The organism is Nitrospira sp., from assembly GCA_029194665.1.
Classification (GTDB): Bacteria; Nitrospirota; Nitrospiria; order Nitrospirales; family Nitrospiraceae; genus Nitrospira_D.
Genome location: JARFXO010000001.1, coordinates 108,797 through 124,616, shown reverse-complemented (window position 1 = coordinate 124,616; position 15,820 = coordinate 108,797). Strand labels below are relative to the sequence as shown.

The window sequence follows — 15,820 nt, the reverse complement described above, 5'->3', positions numbered from 1 at the left end:
TCTGTCAGAATCATTCCGAAGGGCAGCTCACAGCACAACCCTCAAAGACAAACACATGTTTTTCTGAACAATTCCACGATTGATTGCTCAATCTACTCGCGCTCTAAGATCACATTTATTCGAATAATCGTTTTTGATGAATCGCTCCGCATCCATCGTCGATGGATGCGCTCAGACTAGGTCATCTTGGCACACCTATGCGTTCCTGACACAGTGTCTTTTGATCGAGTTTCACTCTTTCCGAGGAAAACTACGTCAACTGTCATAATTCGTACGACCTGCGCACTTCACTAGGTTAGGCAGACACTTTGCACGGTATTGATCTCATGATCAGCATTCAAGATGACCCTGTCGCAATTAAGCCGGTGGTAGATCAGGACAGATCGGTGAAAGAATCGGCGGCGGGCACGCTGCATCTTTCATTTGAAGCTCGATCGCTCACAAGCTTTATGAATGTGAACGGCGGCCTTCCTGAGAAGCAATCTCCTATGGTTCCGATGGTTCCGATTAAGAGACTGGTTCCATGAATATGAACGCGAAAAAGAATAAGAGGATCTGGCATGAATAAGATCGTTCTCATTGCTCTGCGCAGACCGTACACCTTCGTGGTGATGTCGATCCTCATCGTGCTGTTCGGGGGGCTGACGGTTCAGCACATGCCGACCGATGTCTTCCCGAATATCACCATTCCGGTCACCTCCGTCGTCTGGATCTACTCCGGCCTGTTGCCGCAACAGGTGGAAGGCCGCATCACGTATCTGTTCGAACGGTTCGTGACCGCCACCGTAGAAGGCATCAAGTACATGCACAGCCACTCCTACTACGGGAGTAGTATCACCAATATCTATCTCCAAGACGGCGTGGACGTGGGGCGGGCCGAAGCGGACATCGCGGCTATTGCCCAGACGGTCGTGAAAGCGTTGCCGCCCGACATTTCTCCGCCCATGATCATGCGCCTCGCCCCCTCGTCGATCCCCGTGGCGATGCTGGAGGTGAGCTCCGACAGTATGACCCCTGCGGAGCTCTACAACCTCGCCTACATGCGGATCCGCCCGCTGCTCGTGACCGTCAACGGCGCCATCCTGCCGCATCCCTATGGGGGCCAGGATATGCAGGTCATGGTCAACCTCGATCCACAGAAAATGCTCGCCCGCAGTCTCACGCCGTCCGACATTCACAATGTCCTCATGAAGCAATACCGCGTGCTGCCCACCGGCGACATCAAGATCAACACGACGGATTGGATCGTTCAGTCGAATGCGTCACCGTTGCAGATCGATGAGTTCGCCAATATCCCGATCAAGCGGGAAGGCAACGCGTTCGTCTATCTGCGCGACGTGGCCTCGGTGCGCCTCATGGGCCGAGTGCAACAGAACGCGGTGCTGGTCAAAGGCAAGCAGACCATCATCATCGTCGTCATGAAGAGCACCGAGGCCTCGACCCTGGCGGTGGTGGATGGGATCAAGAAGATGATTCCCCGGGCCGAGCAAGTCGTCCCGGAGAGCGTGAAGATCCGGCTCTTGGACGACGCCTCGACCTTCGTCAAGGATGCGATCTCCGACGTGCTGCATGAAATGCTGACCGCCGGCGCGCTGGTCGGCCTCATTGTGCTGCTGTTGCTCGGCTCCTGGCGGGCCACCGTCATCGTCTGGACGTCGATCCCGCTGTCCATCTTGACCGCAATCATCGGCCTGCATTGGCTCGGGGAGACGATCAACGTCATGACCTTGGGCGGGCTGGCCCTGGCCGTCGGGATCCTCGTGGATGATGCAACTGTGATGATCGAAAACATCGATCGCCATCTCGAGATGGGCAAGCCGCTGGAACAGGCCATCATCGACGCCGCCAATCAGATCGTCGTCCCGACGCTCGTCGCCACGCTCTGCATCGCGATCGCCTGGCTCCCGCTCTTCGGGCTGACCGGTGCCTCCGGCTATCTCTTTAAGCCCATGGCGGAGGCCGTCATGATCGCGATGATCGCGTCGTTCATCCTTTCGCGCACATTGGTGCCGACCATGGCGAAATATATGATGAGGAGTCACCATGTCGCAACCGCATGAAGGCCACCACCACGAACAACCAGGCGCGGAATCCTTGAGGAAGTCCCTAACGAAGGTCACAGGTGAAGGATGAAGCAGATCGTCGCGATAGCCTTGCGCAGACCGTACACCTTCGTGGTGATGTCGATCCTCATCGTGCTGTTCGGGGGGATGACGGTTCAGCACATGCCGACCGATGTCTTACCGAATATCTTGATTCCGGTCACCTCCGTCGTCTGGATCTACTCCGGCCTGTTGCCGCAACAGGTGGAAGGCCGCATCACGTATCTGTTCGAACGGTTCGTGACCGCCACCGTAGAAGGCATCAAGTACATGCACAGCCACTCCTACTACGGGAGTAGTATCACCAATATCTATCTCCAAGACGGCGTGGACGTGGGGCGGGCCGAAGCGGACATCGCGGCTATTGCCCAGACGGTCGTGAAAGCGTTGCCGCCCGACATTTCTCCGCCCATGATCATGCGCCTCGCCCCCTCGTCGATCCCCGTGGCGATGCTGGAGGTGAGCTCCGACAGTATGACCCCTGCGGAGCTCTACAACCTCGCCTACATGCGGATCCGCCCGCTGCTCGTGACCGTCAACGGCGCCATCCTGCCGCATCCCTATGGGGGCCAGGATATGCAGGTCATGGTCAACCTCGATCCACAGAAAATGCTCGCCCGCAGTCTCACGCCGTCCGACATTCACAATGTCCTCATGAAGCAATACCGCGTGCTGCCCACCGGCGACATCAAGATCAACACGACGGATTGGATCGTTCAGTCGAATGCGTCACCGTTGCAGATCGATGAGTTCGCCAATATCCCGATCAAGCGGGAAGGCAACGCGTTCGTCTATCTGCGCGACGTGGCCTCGGTGCGCCTCATGGGCCGAGTGCAACAGAACGCGGTGCTGGTCAAAGGCAAGCAGACCATCATCATCGTCGTCATGAAGAGCACCGAGGCCTCGACCCTGGCGGTGGTGGATGGGATCAAGAAGATGATTCCCCGGGCCGAGCAAGTCGTCCCGGAGAGCGTGAAGATCCGGCTCTTGGACGACGCCTCGACCTTCGTCAAGGATGCGATCTCCGACGTGCTGCATGAAATGCTGACCGCCGGCGCGCTGGTCGGCCTCATTGTGCTGCTGTTGCTCGGCTCCTGGCGGGCCACCGTCATCGTCTGGACGTCGATCCCGCTGTCCATCTTGACCGCAATCATCGGCCTGCATTGGCTCGGGGAGACGATCAACGTCATGACCTTGGGCGGGCTGGCCCTGGCCGTCGGGATCCTCGTGGATGATGCAACTGTGATGATCGAAAACATCGATCGCCATCTCGAGATGGGCAAGCCGCTGGAACAGGCCATCATCGACGCCGCCAATCAGATCGTCGTCCCGACGCTCGTCGCCACGCTCTGCATCGCGATCGCCTGGCTCCCGCTCTTCGGGCTGACCGGCAGTTCCGGCTATCTCTTTAAGCCCATGGCGGAGGCCGTCATGATCGCGATGCTCGCGTCGTTCATCCTTTCGTTCACACTAGTGCCCACCATGGCAAAATATATGATGAGGAGTCACCATGTCGCAACCGCATGAAGGCCACCACCACGAACAACCAGGCGCGGAACAATCGGCGAATATCTTCGTCCGCTTTCAGAAGAACTTCGAGCGCCATTTCAATCGGTTTCGCGAGCGCTACGGCGCCTCGTTGGAATGGGCGATCGCTCGTCGTCGTGTCTTCGTCACCGTTTCACTCGTCATCGCGGTAGCCTCGATGGGCTTATTTTTCTTCCTCGGCCGCGACTATTTCCCGGAGATCCGGTCGGGGGTCTTGCAAATGCACATGCGGGCACCGCTCGGCACACGCATCGAGGTGAGCGGACGTCTGGCCACGTTGGTGTCCGCCACCATCGAAGAGCTGTTGCCCGATCAAGTCGAAAACATCGTCAGCAATTGCGGTCTGCCGGTCGGGCCGCACAATCTCGCGTTCATTCCGACACCGACGGTCGGCTCTCAGGATTGTGATTTGACGATCCTCTTGAAGGACGAAAAGTCTCCCGTGTGGGAGTACCGCCAGATCGTCCGTAAGGGCTTGAAGGAGCGCTTTCCGGGGACCGAATTCACGTTTCAGCCGTCCGATCTAACCGCCAAGATTCTCAACTTCGGCGCGCCCGCGCCGATCGACGTGCAGGTCAACGGCCCGGACATCTACGCCAGCTATGAGTTTGCTCGGAAGTTGATGGACAAATATCGCGACATCCCCGGCGCCACAGACGTGGTCATCCAGCAAACCATGCGCACGCCGACCATGATGGTCGAAGGCGACCGCACGTTCGGACTCGGAGTCAATAGAACCCTGTCGGACATGGCCGACAACTTACTCATGACGACCGCCGGGAGCCAACAAGTGGATCAGGTCTACTGGCTTGATCCCTCAACCGGTATGTCGTACCTGATCAACGTCTATACGCCGCAGCCGTTCATCAATAGCGTCAATAGCCTCAAGACCGTCCCGGTCGACTCAGGGAACGATACCACCACAAACGAAGTGCAACTCCTAGGAAATTTGACCGACCTTTCGGTGGAGGGAACGCCGGGCGTCGTCACGCACGGCAACATCATGCCCCTCTTCGACATCTATGTCTCGACTGAGGGGCGCGACCTCGGTGCCGTTTTAGCGGACGTTGAAAAGGTTACCGAGAGTCTGAAGCACGAGAAGCCCCGCACGGCTGAAATTGAGATCCACGGCCAAGCCCAGCTGATGCGGGACGCCTACTCTGAGCTGATCTTCGGGCTGCTCGCCGCGATCGTGCTGATCTATCTGTTGATCGTCGTCAATTTCCAATCCTGGCTCGATCCCTTCATCATCATTACCGCCTTGCCCGGCGCGCTGGCAGGCATCGCCTGGGCCTTGTTTCTCACCCATACGCGTCTGTCGGAGCCAGCGCTGACCGGCGCCATCATGTGCATGGGCACAGGGACCGCCAACTCGATCCTCGTGGTGTCCTATGCGCGCGAGATGCTCCAGGAGCACGGCGACGCGCTGCGGGCCGCGATCGAAGCCGGAACGACCAGGTTCCGTCCTGTGCTCATGACGGCCGCGGCCATGATTATCGGGATGGTCCCCATGGCGACGGGCTATTCACAGAACGCGCCATTGGGTCGCGCCGTCATCGGCGGCTTGCTCATGGCCACGCTCTTCACCCTGTTTTTCGTACCCTGCGTGTATGCCATCGTTTACAGCCGGCGTACGGCTAAGCTACCGAAGGAGATCATATGATTATGACATCCATTAGATCACGTATCATCATTGCAGCAGTCATTGTCTGTGGAGCCTACCTCGGCTATCGGATGCAAGAGGCCAAAAGCGACGCCGCCTTGCTGCACAACAAGACGCTCGAAGAGGCCGTGCCCACGGTCGCGGTCGTTTCTCCCAAGCCGCTTCCGGGGAGCGAGACCATTGTGCTTCCCGGCAATATCGTGGGTTGGTACGAGGCGCCGATCTACGCGCGCGTCACGGGCTATGTGAAGATGTGGCACAAAGACTACGGTGACACAGTGAAGGCAGGCGACCTCCTCGCCGAAATCAGCACGCCGGATCTCGACGCCGAATTTCGGCAGGCTCATGCGGATTTAGAATCCGAGCGCGCCAAATATCGGCTCGCCGAAGTGACCGCGAATCGCTGGATCGCGCTGCGCCCCAATCATGCGGTGTCCGAGCAGTCGATCACGGTGCAGGAACAAAACATGAGAGCCCAGGGCGCGATGGTCAAGGCAGCGGAGCAAAAGGTCAAGAACATCGAGGCGTTCATTGGGTTTAAGAAGATCATCGCGCCGTTTGACGGTGTCGTCATCCAACGTAACATCAACGTCGGCGACTTGGTCAGTAAGGAGGGCAACCTCAGTACCCCCAATGCGAAAACGAACCTGTTTACAGTCGCCGTCGTCGATAAGCTGCGTCTCTTTGTCAGTGTGCCGGAGGCGTTCGGACCGTTTCTCCAGCCGGGCCTGAAGGCCGACGTGACCGTGCCGCAATTGCCTCATCGACATTTCGACTTTCAGTTTCTGACCGTTGCCAAGGGATTCGAGGTGGGCACTCGCACCGCCACCACCGTGTTCACGATCGACAACGAGGACCGAGCGCTCTGGCCCGGCTCCTACGCCCAGGTCCATCTGACGGCGCCGATCGACCGACAAGCCTTCACGATGCCCTCCACTGCGTTGGTGTTCCAGGAGCGAGGCACACAAGTGGCCGTGGTAACGGAGGACGATCGTATCCACCTCAAACCTATCAAGATTAGTAAACTCATGGATCAAATTGTCGAGGTTGAAGAGGGACTTTCACCCGACGATCGCATCGTGAACAACCCGAGCGCCGCATTGCTCGAGGGCAACAAGGTACGCATCGTCACACCTACTGCAGGCTACGATCTCGTCACGGGCGAGAAGCCGGCACCGGAAGCGGCCGCACCCAAGCAAGACTCATCGTCGAAGCCGTTATGACATTTGAGCGTCGAGAGATTGGAGCGATTGTGTACCCATGAGAAGACCAACGAGATCGGACCTATTGTGTCTTGTGCGCGCCTGCCTGGAGCGCTGCAGCCTGGTGCTGGTGGCGCTCCTGCTGCCGGCGTGCAGCGATTGGTTACCGCGCGCCAATCTGGCGCCGACCTATGAGCCGCCGCAATACGTCGTACCGGCGTCGTGGCATGGCTCCAGTCCCTTCGTGGAGGCCACTCCGTCGGATACGGAACTGCGCCCGGATTGGTGGAAAGCGTATAACGATCCGGTGCTGAATAAGCTCGTCGAGCAGGCCATGGAGGCCAATCCGGACCTCCAGGCCGCCGCCGAGCGGTTCGTGCAGGCCCGTAACATCATGATGAAGGCCCGGGCGCAATACCTGCCGCAGATCGGGATCGAGTTCGGCGGGTCCCACAACCGGCAGTCGTTTGAGCGCCTCTTTCGTCCAGAAAATAGCCCGTTGCAACAAGCCACGATGGAACTGGGTGGGTTGGCCTCCTGGGAGTATGATTTATGGTCGGCGCTTCGCAATACCGCCCAGGTGGAGACCTACCGCGCTCAAGAACGGGCCGCCGACTGGGGTCTCGCCCGCCTGAGCCTTCAAGCGGAGGTGGGGACGGACTATTGGCTCCTCCGGGGCTTCGACGCCCAGACCGCCATCTACGTGCAATCGATCGACCTCTACAAAAGCACGCTCGACCTCGTCAAATCTCAGTTTGCCGGCGCGATCGCGTCCGCCCTCGATGTCGCCCGGGTGGAATCGCTGTACTACAGCACCCAGACGAAACTCGCGCAGGTGCAAGCCCAACGGCAAGTGACGGAACAGGCGATCGCCATCCTGCTCAATGTGACGCCGACCAGTTTTACGATTGACCCGATCAACGAACTGCAGGTCGCCAGCTTTACGGTGCCGCGGACCCTGCCCGCCACCTTGCTGGAGCGCCGGCCCGACATCGCGGGCAGTGAGCGCCGGATGGCCCAGGCCAGCCGGGCCGTCGGGATCGCCCGGGCCGCGTTTTTTCCCAACCTTGCGTTTCGGGCGGATGGCGGCTTTGAAGACGGCTTCAATCTGGTCAAGCTGGCCAATAGTTTCTGGGCCTATGGCGCCGCCGTGTCGCTCCCGGTGTTCCAAGGGGGCTATCGCCGCGCCCAATTGAACCAGGCCTGGGCGGCCTATCGCGAAATGGAGGATCTGTACCGGTCGACCGTGCTCAACGCGTTTCGCGAGGTCGAGAACAATTTGACTCTGACGAACCGCCTGACCCTCGCGGCCGATCGGCAGGACGCCGCCGTGGGCGCGTACTTCAAAACGCAGAATCTCACCATCGAACTGTACCAGGGCGGGCTGGCGTCCAGTTTGGAAGTCATTTACGCCGAGCTCCAGACGCTGCTGGCGCGCATCGACGCGGTGCAAATCAAGGCCGACCTGCTGCGCTCCTCCGTCGCCCTCATCCGCGCCCTGGGCGGCGGGTGGAACCGGCAGCAATTGCCCTCGGACGAGCAGATTCAACCGTTTGGGACGTTCCAATATGTCAAGATTGACAAATCGACTCCCGCCGGCGGGGCCGGCGGGATCATCGCGGGGCATCCCGAGAATAACCATTTGTACAACGATCTGACCAAGCCCGCCGTGCGGCAACAATGAGGGGTTGCATCGGCAACCTGCACGGCGGTAGAACAGGACCAGGGTCGCTGGCCTGGAACCCACGAGAGCGGATGCACGAACGACGAGGCGGACGTCTCACAACGAAGTGACTAAGGCAGGCACCTTGTTCGGCGAATGCAGGGCCACGAGCACAGATGGTGATCCATTGATTCAGGAACTGAGCCACGAATCGGCACTCAAATAGGTGGTCGGGACGAGGCTGGTCTCATGAGGGTGGCATCCGGACGGGAGGGATGAGAACAGATGGATAACACGCAGATGAGAACCCTCATCATTGTGGCCCGAGACTCGATGTTAGGGGACTTAGAGGACCTCCTGGAGCGAAACGGGGTCAAGGCCTACACGGTCTTGAGTAACGTCATGGGGAAGGGGGTCTCGGGTCGTGTGTATGGGACCTTCCTCAACCCCGACACCAATACGATCATTTTTGCGGTCCTCCCCTCCGACCATGCCGATCAGGCGATCACCGCGCTGCAAGCCCTGCATGCCACACGCAAAGCGTCGTCCCATGACACCCCGATTCCCCTCAAGGTCTTTTCCTTCCCTTGTGACGAGCATGTGTAACGCACCGCCCAGGATCAGGAACCGGTCGGATCCGAAACATCGACCTCGGTCGAAAGCCGCGTTTTGCCGAGTCCGTATCGGTCGAGGAGCCGGTACAGCGTACGCCGACTGATGCCGAGTAAACGTGCCGTCCGCTCCTTGTTGCCCTGCGCGGACTCCAGCATCTTGAGCACCTGGTCCCGCTGCAGAGCCTTGAGTGTGCCGGGTAAAATCTCGACGCGGTCCCCATGATTGCCGTTAGTCTGCAGGACTTCGGGCGGCAGGTCGTCGATAGAGAGGATTGCGTGCGAGGCCAGCGCCACCGCCCGTTCCACGACGTGCTCTAACTCACGCACATTGCCCGGCCACGCATAGCCCGTCAGCGCACGCATCGCGGCAGGGGAAAAGGACGTGACGGGAACTTCCTTCTCATCGCCGTAGCGGGCGAGAAAGAACTCGGCCAGTAAGGGAATGTCTTCAGGCCGCTCCCGGAGCGGCGGGATGAAAATGTTGACCGTGTTCAGCCGATAGAGCAGATCCTCTCGAAACCGACCGGCCTCGATCAAGTCGGCCAGATTCCGGCGCGACGCGGCGATGATCCGCACATCCACCCGTACCGACTCGTTGCTCCCGATCCGTCGGACTTCTCCTTCCTGGAGGACGCGCAGCAGTTTGGCCTGTCCAGCCGACGAGAGATCGCCGACTTCGTCCAAGAAGAAGGTCCCGCCGCTCGCCTCCTCCAGCAAGCCCCGCCGTAAGATATGGGCCCCGGTAAACGACCCCTTGATGTGGCCGAAGAGCTCGCTTTCGAGCAAGGAGTCGGGAATCGCACTGCAGTTCACGGCGACGAACCGGTGCGTGGCCCGGGGGCTGTTGTCGTGGATGGCGCGGGCGATGAGTTCCTTGCCCGTCCCGCTCTCCCCCTGAATCAACACGGCGGTCCGGCTGCGAGAGACTCGTCCGACGAGTTTGAACACCTCGACCATTTTCTTGCTTTGCCCGATCAACGAGGCGGTCCGCGGCCGTTCACTGAACGCACGCTGAAGCGTCCGATTGTCCTCGATCAGGCGCCGGTGCTCGACGGCGCGCGTCATGGTGAACACGAGCTCTTCGAGATTGACCGGTTTGGTGATGTAATTATAAGCCCCTTGCTTCATGGCTTGGATCGCCGTGTCGACGGACCCGAACGCGGTCAACAGGACAATCGGCATCTCCGGCATAGTCTTGCGGAACGAATTCAACAAATCCAAACCGGACAATGGGGCCATGCGGATGTCGCTCAAGACGGCATCGTACATCACCTCATTGGCCTTGTTCAGGGCTTCCGCGCCGTCACGGGCGATGTCCACGTCAAAGCCGACTTGGCTCAAGGCTTCGGCCAACATCTCTCGATTCTGCTGGTCGTCATCCACGACCAGGATTGAAGGCAAGCCACTCATGGGCGTTTTCGGATCTCCCGCTCTTTCCACATAGGCAGGTCCACCGTGAACTCCGTACCCTGTCCGACCCCGCTCTTTACGGCCAGGCTGCCGCCGCTGTCCGTCACCACGCGGTGGCAGATCGCCAACCCAAGTCCTGTTCCGCCCTGCTCGTGTCGCGTCGTGAAAAACGGCTCAAATATCCGTGATAGGTGTTCAGGAGGAATCCCGTTGCCGGTGTCGGCGATGGTCAAGCGGACCACCGTGCCGTTGACGACCGCACCTTCATTCACGATAACGGTTCCTGGAAGCTCCGTCCTGCAGACGGTGTGCGTCCTGATGGTCAATTTCCCACCGGACGGCATAGCCTGGACGGCGTTGACGGCCAAGTTGAACAGCAGCCCATGCAAGGCACGGGGGTCGCCGGCGACCGGCGGGAGATCCGCTTGTAAGTCCGTCTTCACCGTCACGCGCTGCTTTTGCACATCCGGTGAAAGCAGGGACAACACTTCTTGGATGGTGCCATTGAGGTTGATCGGTGCCGACCGGAGACGTACACGAGTCTGATCCAAGACCTGCCTGATGATTGCGACCATGCGATCGACCTCGGATCGAATGACGGCAAGGTGTCGCTGCCGGTTCGAGGATTCGCCGGCATGGGTGAGCATTTGCAAATGGCCGGAGAGCGCGTTTAATGGGTTGCCCAATTCATGGGCCATTGTGGCGGACAACTCTCCCAGAGCGGCCAATCGTTGACTTTCTTCCACCGCGAGCCTCGCCTCGACCAGCTCACTGTTGGCTCGCTGCAGCTCCGCTGTGGCCTCTGCGACCCGCTTCTGCAGCGTCTGGTTGAAATGCCGAATCTCATCCAGGAGACGATCCTTCTCTAATCCGGCTTCTCGCACGCGATCAAGCATGCGGTTGAATTGACCCGTCACCTCTCGAATTTCAACAGGGCCTGTGGTCGCTACATGGCTGGATAGATCTCCAGCCTCCACGTTCTGCATGGCATACAAGAGTCGGTGAACCGGCCGATGGATCTTGACATGGATCAACAGCAAAAAGGTCAACGATGCGACGAGGACGACGCCGATGCCGATCCCTTTGGCCAGCTCGATTTCCTGCTTGATGAGATCATCATACTCCTGCACCGAAAACAGACCACGCAACGCACCGACGACTTTGCCGTCGATCGCAATCGGGGCCGTAATGCGCCAAGCCCGCTCTGCCGATGATTCATCGAGTTGCATGATCGGGCGTCCCGCTTCGATCTCAGCTCGCTCCTGCCGGTCTAACGTCTGAGGTGGCACATTCGGATCCGTGCTCACAATGAGGAAACTGGATGAGGGCGTGATTTCAAACACAGAGAGACGCAGGATTCGAGGGCGGATCTCGCGGACGTCCTGGATCAGTTCTTGAAGAACGGTCACATCCTCGATTCCTCCTGTCCTGCCGATCATATTGCCCACGAACTCGGAAATGCGCAGAAACGCGACCTGGCGATTTTCCGCTCCTGCCCGATTAACGATGTCGCTTTCAAGGAGTGTCATGAGGCTGATCGACAGTCCGACAAGCATGGCTCCGGTGACGATGAACCAAGCCATGATGCCGTCGAACTTGAACCACTTCTTGAACATCTCGCCCTCGTCAAACGTTCCCTCCCTATACTTATACATCTGTAATAGGTTCGATGACATTCGGAGTATCTCCAGCCAGTTACTTAGCTGAAGTAACAGGACATTGTTTCAGCTCTATAGTTGGGAAGTCACTGTGTCATTTGAAAATAAGCGAATCTAGCTCTTTGACCTCAGTATTCCTGCACAGTCAGACAATGCCACAATGACACAACCTGCAAAACATGATCCTGACACAGCATCGTTCAACAATGACTGATTAAGCGATAACTTCACGATCAACGCATAGTTCGTAATGTATAAATCATGGTAAACGAGCGTTATCGCACGTACAGCACCTTCTCAACACGCACATGTTTCCATTAACCGGCCGCAGGTATCGATGCCTTTTCGTGCGTCAGGGAAGGCATAAACCCAGGTATGAATAGACTGCTTCTCGCTCGTGTTTCTGATCGTAGTTCAAGGCGATGAGGCGAACCTCGCTCGGGGCAAAATGCCAACACAACCGCTAAGATATTGAGTCGGTCGTCCATTCATTGAGCCTCTTATTTATTACGACCGGATACCTTTGACACAGTGTGCAATTGTGACACGTTTCATTTGTAACGAATTGGCACGCTTGTGTGTCATGGCATGCCAGGCAGACACCTTGCTAAGTAGTTCGGTCATGAACCATGGTTTGGGAATTTCTTTTCGACGATGCTCTTGTCTCGCAATAGGTTCTATAGAGGTTAAAGACAGGTAAACCAAGGTGGGACAGTGTGAGTTCGAAGGCCGCAAAGCGGACTTACACTTCTGACAGAATAATAACTTCGATATATGGAGAGCCCTCTCATATGAAACAGCTAGTCCACATTGCCTTGCGCAGACCCTACACATTCGTTGTGCTGGCGATCGTTATCGTGGTGTTCGGGGCGATGGCGGTCCTCGAGGCACCGACTGACGTCTTTCCGGTTATCCAAATTCCTGTCAGCTCCGTCGTCTGGGCCTACGATGGACTGATGCCGCAGGATGTCGAGGGACGAATCACCTTCGTATTCGAGCGCTTCCTCACCTCGACTGTAGAAGGGATCAAACGTATCCATAGCCACTCGTTCTTTGGTTTCAGCATCATCAACATTTTTCTTCAGGACGGAGTCGATCTCGCCGGCAGCGAAGCAGATATCGCGGCAATCGCCCAAACTGCCGTTAAAGCGCTGCCGCCTGATATTTCTCCCCCTATGGTCATGCGTCTGTTCCCGTCCCAAGTGCCGGTGGCCACGTTGCAAGTCACTTCGGATACGCTGACCCCGGCGGAGCTCTATAACCTCTGCATCATGCGGATCCGTCCTTTGCTGGTCACGATACCGGGCGCGATCCTGCCCCACCCATACGGCGGCCAGGATATGCAAGTCATGGTCAACCTTGACCAGCAGAAATTGCTTGCCCGGCACCTCTCCCCCTCGGACGTCCATGAAGCTCTCGATAGGCAGAATCTCGTGCTTCCCGGTGGTGACATCAAGATTAAGTCCACCGACTGGATCGTATTGACGAACGCATCTCCATTGAAGATCACGGATTTCGATGATATCCCGATCAAGCGAGACGGCAATGCCTTCATTCATCTGCGCGACGTCGCGTCGGTGCGCCTCGCGGGCCGGGTGCAAACGAACAGTGTGCTGGTAGACGGTCAACAAGCGGTCATCATCGTGGTCATGAAGAGCAGCGAAGCATCTACCTTGGAGGTCGTCGATGGGATCAGGGAAATGATCCCGCGCATTGAAAAGGTCGTGCCTCAGGGGGTCAAGGTCAAGATGATCCTCGACGCCTCGAGTTTCGTCAAGGAGGCCATCGCCGATGTGCTTCATGAGATGATGATCGCAGCTGCGCTGGTCGGCCTCATCGTCCTGCTGCTCCTGGGTTCCTGGCGGCCGACCGTCATCGTTCTGACGTCAATCCCGCTTTCCATTCTCAGCGCCCTCATCGGCCTGCATTGGCTCGAGGAATCGATCAACATCATGACCTTGGGCGGATTGGCCTTGGCCGTCGGCATTCTCGTCGACAATGCCGCGGTCATGATCGAGAATATCGATACCCACCTCGCCGAGGGCAAACCGGTGGAGACCGCGATCCTCGATGCCGCCGGTCAGATCATACTTCCAACCTTCGTTGCCACACTCGCCATTACGATCGTCTGGGTCCCACTGTTCCATCTGAGCGGCGTATCCGGCTGGGTGTTTCCCCCGATGGCAAAAGCGGTCATCATCGCAGTAGTGGCTTCATTCGTCCTGACGTACACCTTGGTGCCGACATTGGCAAAATATATTTTGAGGGAACACCAGGCGCACGGCGGTCACTCCGAAGGGAAACCGTCACGGAATCCCTTTGTTCGCTTCCAAGACGCGTTCCAGCGCGGTTTCGACCGGTTCCGTGACTCGTATACGGCGCGGCTCGAACAGTCGATCAACCATCGTGGCCGTTTCGTCGTCGTCTCGATGGTGATCGCGACCGGATCTCTCATCCTCTTTTACTACAACGGACGTGAGTTCTTCCCCGAGGTCAAGTCAGGCATCCTGCAGATGCATATGCGGGCGCCGCTCGGCACACGCCTTGAGGCGGCCGGGCGCATCGCTTCGCTCGCCTCCCATGACGTCGAGGATATGTTGAAGGGCCAGGTCAAAGACATCATCAGTAATTGCGGTCTGCCGGTGGGGGCCCATAACCTTGCCTTCATTCCGACTCCGACGATCGGCTCTCAAGATTGCGATCTGACTATTGCCCTGAAGAACGAAAAGTCGCCGGTGTGGGAGTACCGACGAATTCTCAGCAAGGGCCTGGAAGAGCGCTATCCGGGCACCGAATTCACGTTCCAGCCTGCGGATCTGACCGACAAGATTCTTAACTTCGGTTCACCTTCCCCGATCGACGTGCAGGTGAACGGCCCGGAGCGGTACGCCAACTATGAGTTTGCCCAAAAATTGGCGGACAAGTTCCGCAAGATCCCCGGCGCCAGCAACGTGGTAGTCCATCAAACGATGCGCACGCCGACCATGCTCGTCGAAGCCAATCGCAGGTTCGCACTCGGCATGGACATGGACCAGACAGCCATCGGGAACAACATGCTTGTGACGACCGCCGGCAGCCAACAGGTCGATCAAAAGTATTGGCTCGATCGCACGACGGGCATGTCCTATCGGATCAATGTCTATACACCGCAACCCCAACTCACCAGCATTAAAGATCTGATGACCGTTCCGGTCACTCACTCTAATGTCGACTCATCGGAAGGCAACGATGTGCAACTGCTCGGCAACCTAGCCAACATTTCAGCGATGGGAACTCCGGGAGTGATCACTCACGGAAATATCATGCCGCTCTACGACATCTACGTGTCGAACGAAGGACGCGACCTCGGTTCAGTTCTAGAGGATGTCCAGAAGGTGATCCATGAAATGAAAGACGAGACTCCCCAAAGCGCAGCCGTCGAGATCCACGGCCAGGCCGAGCTGATGCACGACGCCCTTCATGAAATGTTCGTCGGTCTCATCGCCGCGGTCGTGCTGGTGTACCTCCTCATCGTCATCAACTTCCAGTCGTGGCTTGATCCCCTCATCATCGTGACGGCCCTGTTCGGCGCCTTGGCCGGTATCGCTTGGGCGCTCTTCACCACCCATACGAATATTTCCGTCCCTGCTTTCATGGGGGCCATCATGACCATGGGTACCGCAACGGCCAATTCGATCCTGCTCGTCGCCTTCGCACGCGAGCGGCTGGCCGCCCATGGCGACGCGCTCCGAGCCGCCCTGGAGGCCGGCACGGCTCGTATTCGACCGGTCCTCATGACCGCCGCAGCCATGATCATCGGGATGTTGCCGATGTCGATGGGGAATTCACCAAATGCGCCGCTTGGTCGCGCCGTGATGGGCGGACTGGCCGTCGCGACCCTGTTCACCCTGTTTTTCGTTCCCTGCGTGTACGCCATGATCTATCACCGACGAACCGTTCCTCAAAAGGAGGCTATCTAAC

The 15,820-nt window shown here is 58.1% G+C and carries 9 protein-coding genes; 7 read left to right on the top strand and 2 right to left on the bottom strand.

Features of this window, described 5'->3' with window-relative positions; genetic code table 11:
* Positions 1-560: 560 nt before the first annotated feature.
* The 6 genes from P0119_00530 to P0119_00505 all read left to right on the top strand — a co-directional run bounded on the left by P0119_00530 (position 561) and on the right by P0119_00505 (position 8,784).
* The gene (locus P0119_00530; GenBank protein MDF0664537.1) at positions 561-2,060 is read left to right on the top strand and encodes an efflux RND transporter permease subunit; all 1,500 of its coding nucleotides are present in this window, start codon (positions 561-563) and stop codon (positions 2,058-2,060) included.
* A 69-nt stretch (positions 2,061-2,129) separates the two neighbouring features.
* On the top strand, positions 2,130-3,629 hold the full coding sequence (locus P0119_00525) for an efflux RND transporter permease subunit (GenBank protein MDF0664536.1): 1,500 nt from the start codon (positions 2,130-2,132) through the stop codon (positions 3,627-3,629).
* Positions 3,613-5,313 (top strand): efflux RND transporter permease subunit, encoded by a 1,701-nt coding sequence (locus P0119_00520; protein ID MDF0664535.1) that lies wholly within the window; start codon positions 3,613-3,615, stop codon positions 5,311-5,313. Before P0119_00525 ends, P0119_00520 begins: the two co-directional genes overlap by 17 nt.
* A 2-nt stretch (positions 5,314-5,315) precedes the next feature.
* A complete protein-coding gene (locus tag P0119_00515; protein ID MDF0664534.1) occupies positions 5,316-6,536 on the top strand; it encodes an efflux RND transporter periplasmic adaptor subunit in 1,221 nt (406 codons plus the stop codon).
* 103 nt (positions 6,537-6,639) lie between these two features.
* Positions 6,640-8,199, top strand: a complete 1,560-nt coding sequence (locus tag P0119_00510; GenBank protein MDF0664533.1) for an efflux transporter outer membrane subunit — start codon at positions 6,640-6,642, stop codon at positions 8,197-8,199.
* Positions 8,200-8,463: 264 nt separating this feature from the next.
* Positions 8,464-8,784: a hypothetical protein gene (locus P0119_00505; GenBank protein MDF0664532.1), complete on the top strand. Its 321-nt coding sequence runs from the start codon at positions 8,464-8,466 to the stop codon at positions 8,782-8,784.
* A 14-nt stretch (positions 8,785-8,798) separates the two neighbouring features.
* Here P0119_00505 and P0119_00500 read toward each other — a convergent pair whose 3' ends face one another.
* Complete coding sequence (locus P0119_00500; GenBank protein ID MDF0664531.1) at positions 8,799-10,202, bottom strand: sigma-54 dependent transcriptional regulator; 1,404 nt, start codon at positions 10,200-10,202, stop codon at positions 8,799-8,801.
* The gene (locus P0119_00495; GenBank protein ID MDF0664530.1) at positions 10,199-11,818 is read right to left on the bottom strand and encodes an ATP-binding protein; all 1,620 of its coding nucleotides are present in this window, start codon (positions 11,816-11,818) and stop codon (positions 10,199-10,201) included. Before P0119_00495 ends, P0119_00500 begins: the two co-directional genes overlap by 4 nt.
* Before the next feature lie 833 nt (positions 11,819-12,651).
* Here P0119_00495 and P0119_00490 point away from each other — a divergent pair.
* Positions 12,652-15,819 (top strand): efflux RND transporter permease subunit, encoded by a 3,168-nt coding sequence (locus P0119_00490; protein MDF0664529.1) that lies wholly within the window; start codon positions 12,652-12,654, stop codon positions 15,817-15,819.
* Position 15,820 lies beyond the last annotated feature (1 nt).

Excerpts from the sequence above, each read along its gene's own strand:
- P0119_00505 (MDF0664532.1), top strand. The coding sequence starts at position 8,464 with ATGGATAACACGCAGATGAGAACCCTCATCATTGTGGCCCGAGACTCG.
- P0119_00525 (MDF0664536.1), top strand. The coding sequence starts at position 2,130 with ATGAAGCAGATCGTCGCGATAGCCTTGCGCAGACCGTACACCTTCGTG.
- P0119_00500 (MDF0664531.1), bottom strand. The coding sequence starts at position 10,202 with ATGAGTGGCTTGCCTTCAATCCTGGTCGTGGATGACGACCAGCAGAAT.
- P0119_00515 (MDF0664534.1), top strand. The coding sequence starts at position 5,316 with ATGACATCCATTAGATCACGTATCATCATTGCAGCAGTCATTGTCTGT.
- P0119_00520 (MDF0664535.1), top strand. The coding sequence starts at position 3,613 with ATGTCGCAACCGCATGAAGGCCACCACCACGAACAACCAGGCGCGGAA.
- P0119_00530 (MDF0664537.1), top strand. The coding sequence starts at position 561 with ATGAATAAGATCGTTCTCATTGCTCTGCGCAGACCGTACACCTTCGTG.
- P0119_00495 (MDF0664530.1), bottom strand. The coding sequence starts at position 11,818 with ATGTTCAAGAAGTGGTTCAAGTTCGACGGCATCATGGCTTGGTTCATC.
- P0119_00490 (MDF0664529.1), top strand. The coding sequence starts at position 12,652 with ATGAAACAGCTAGTCCACATTGCCTTGCGCAGACCCTACACATTCGTT.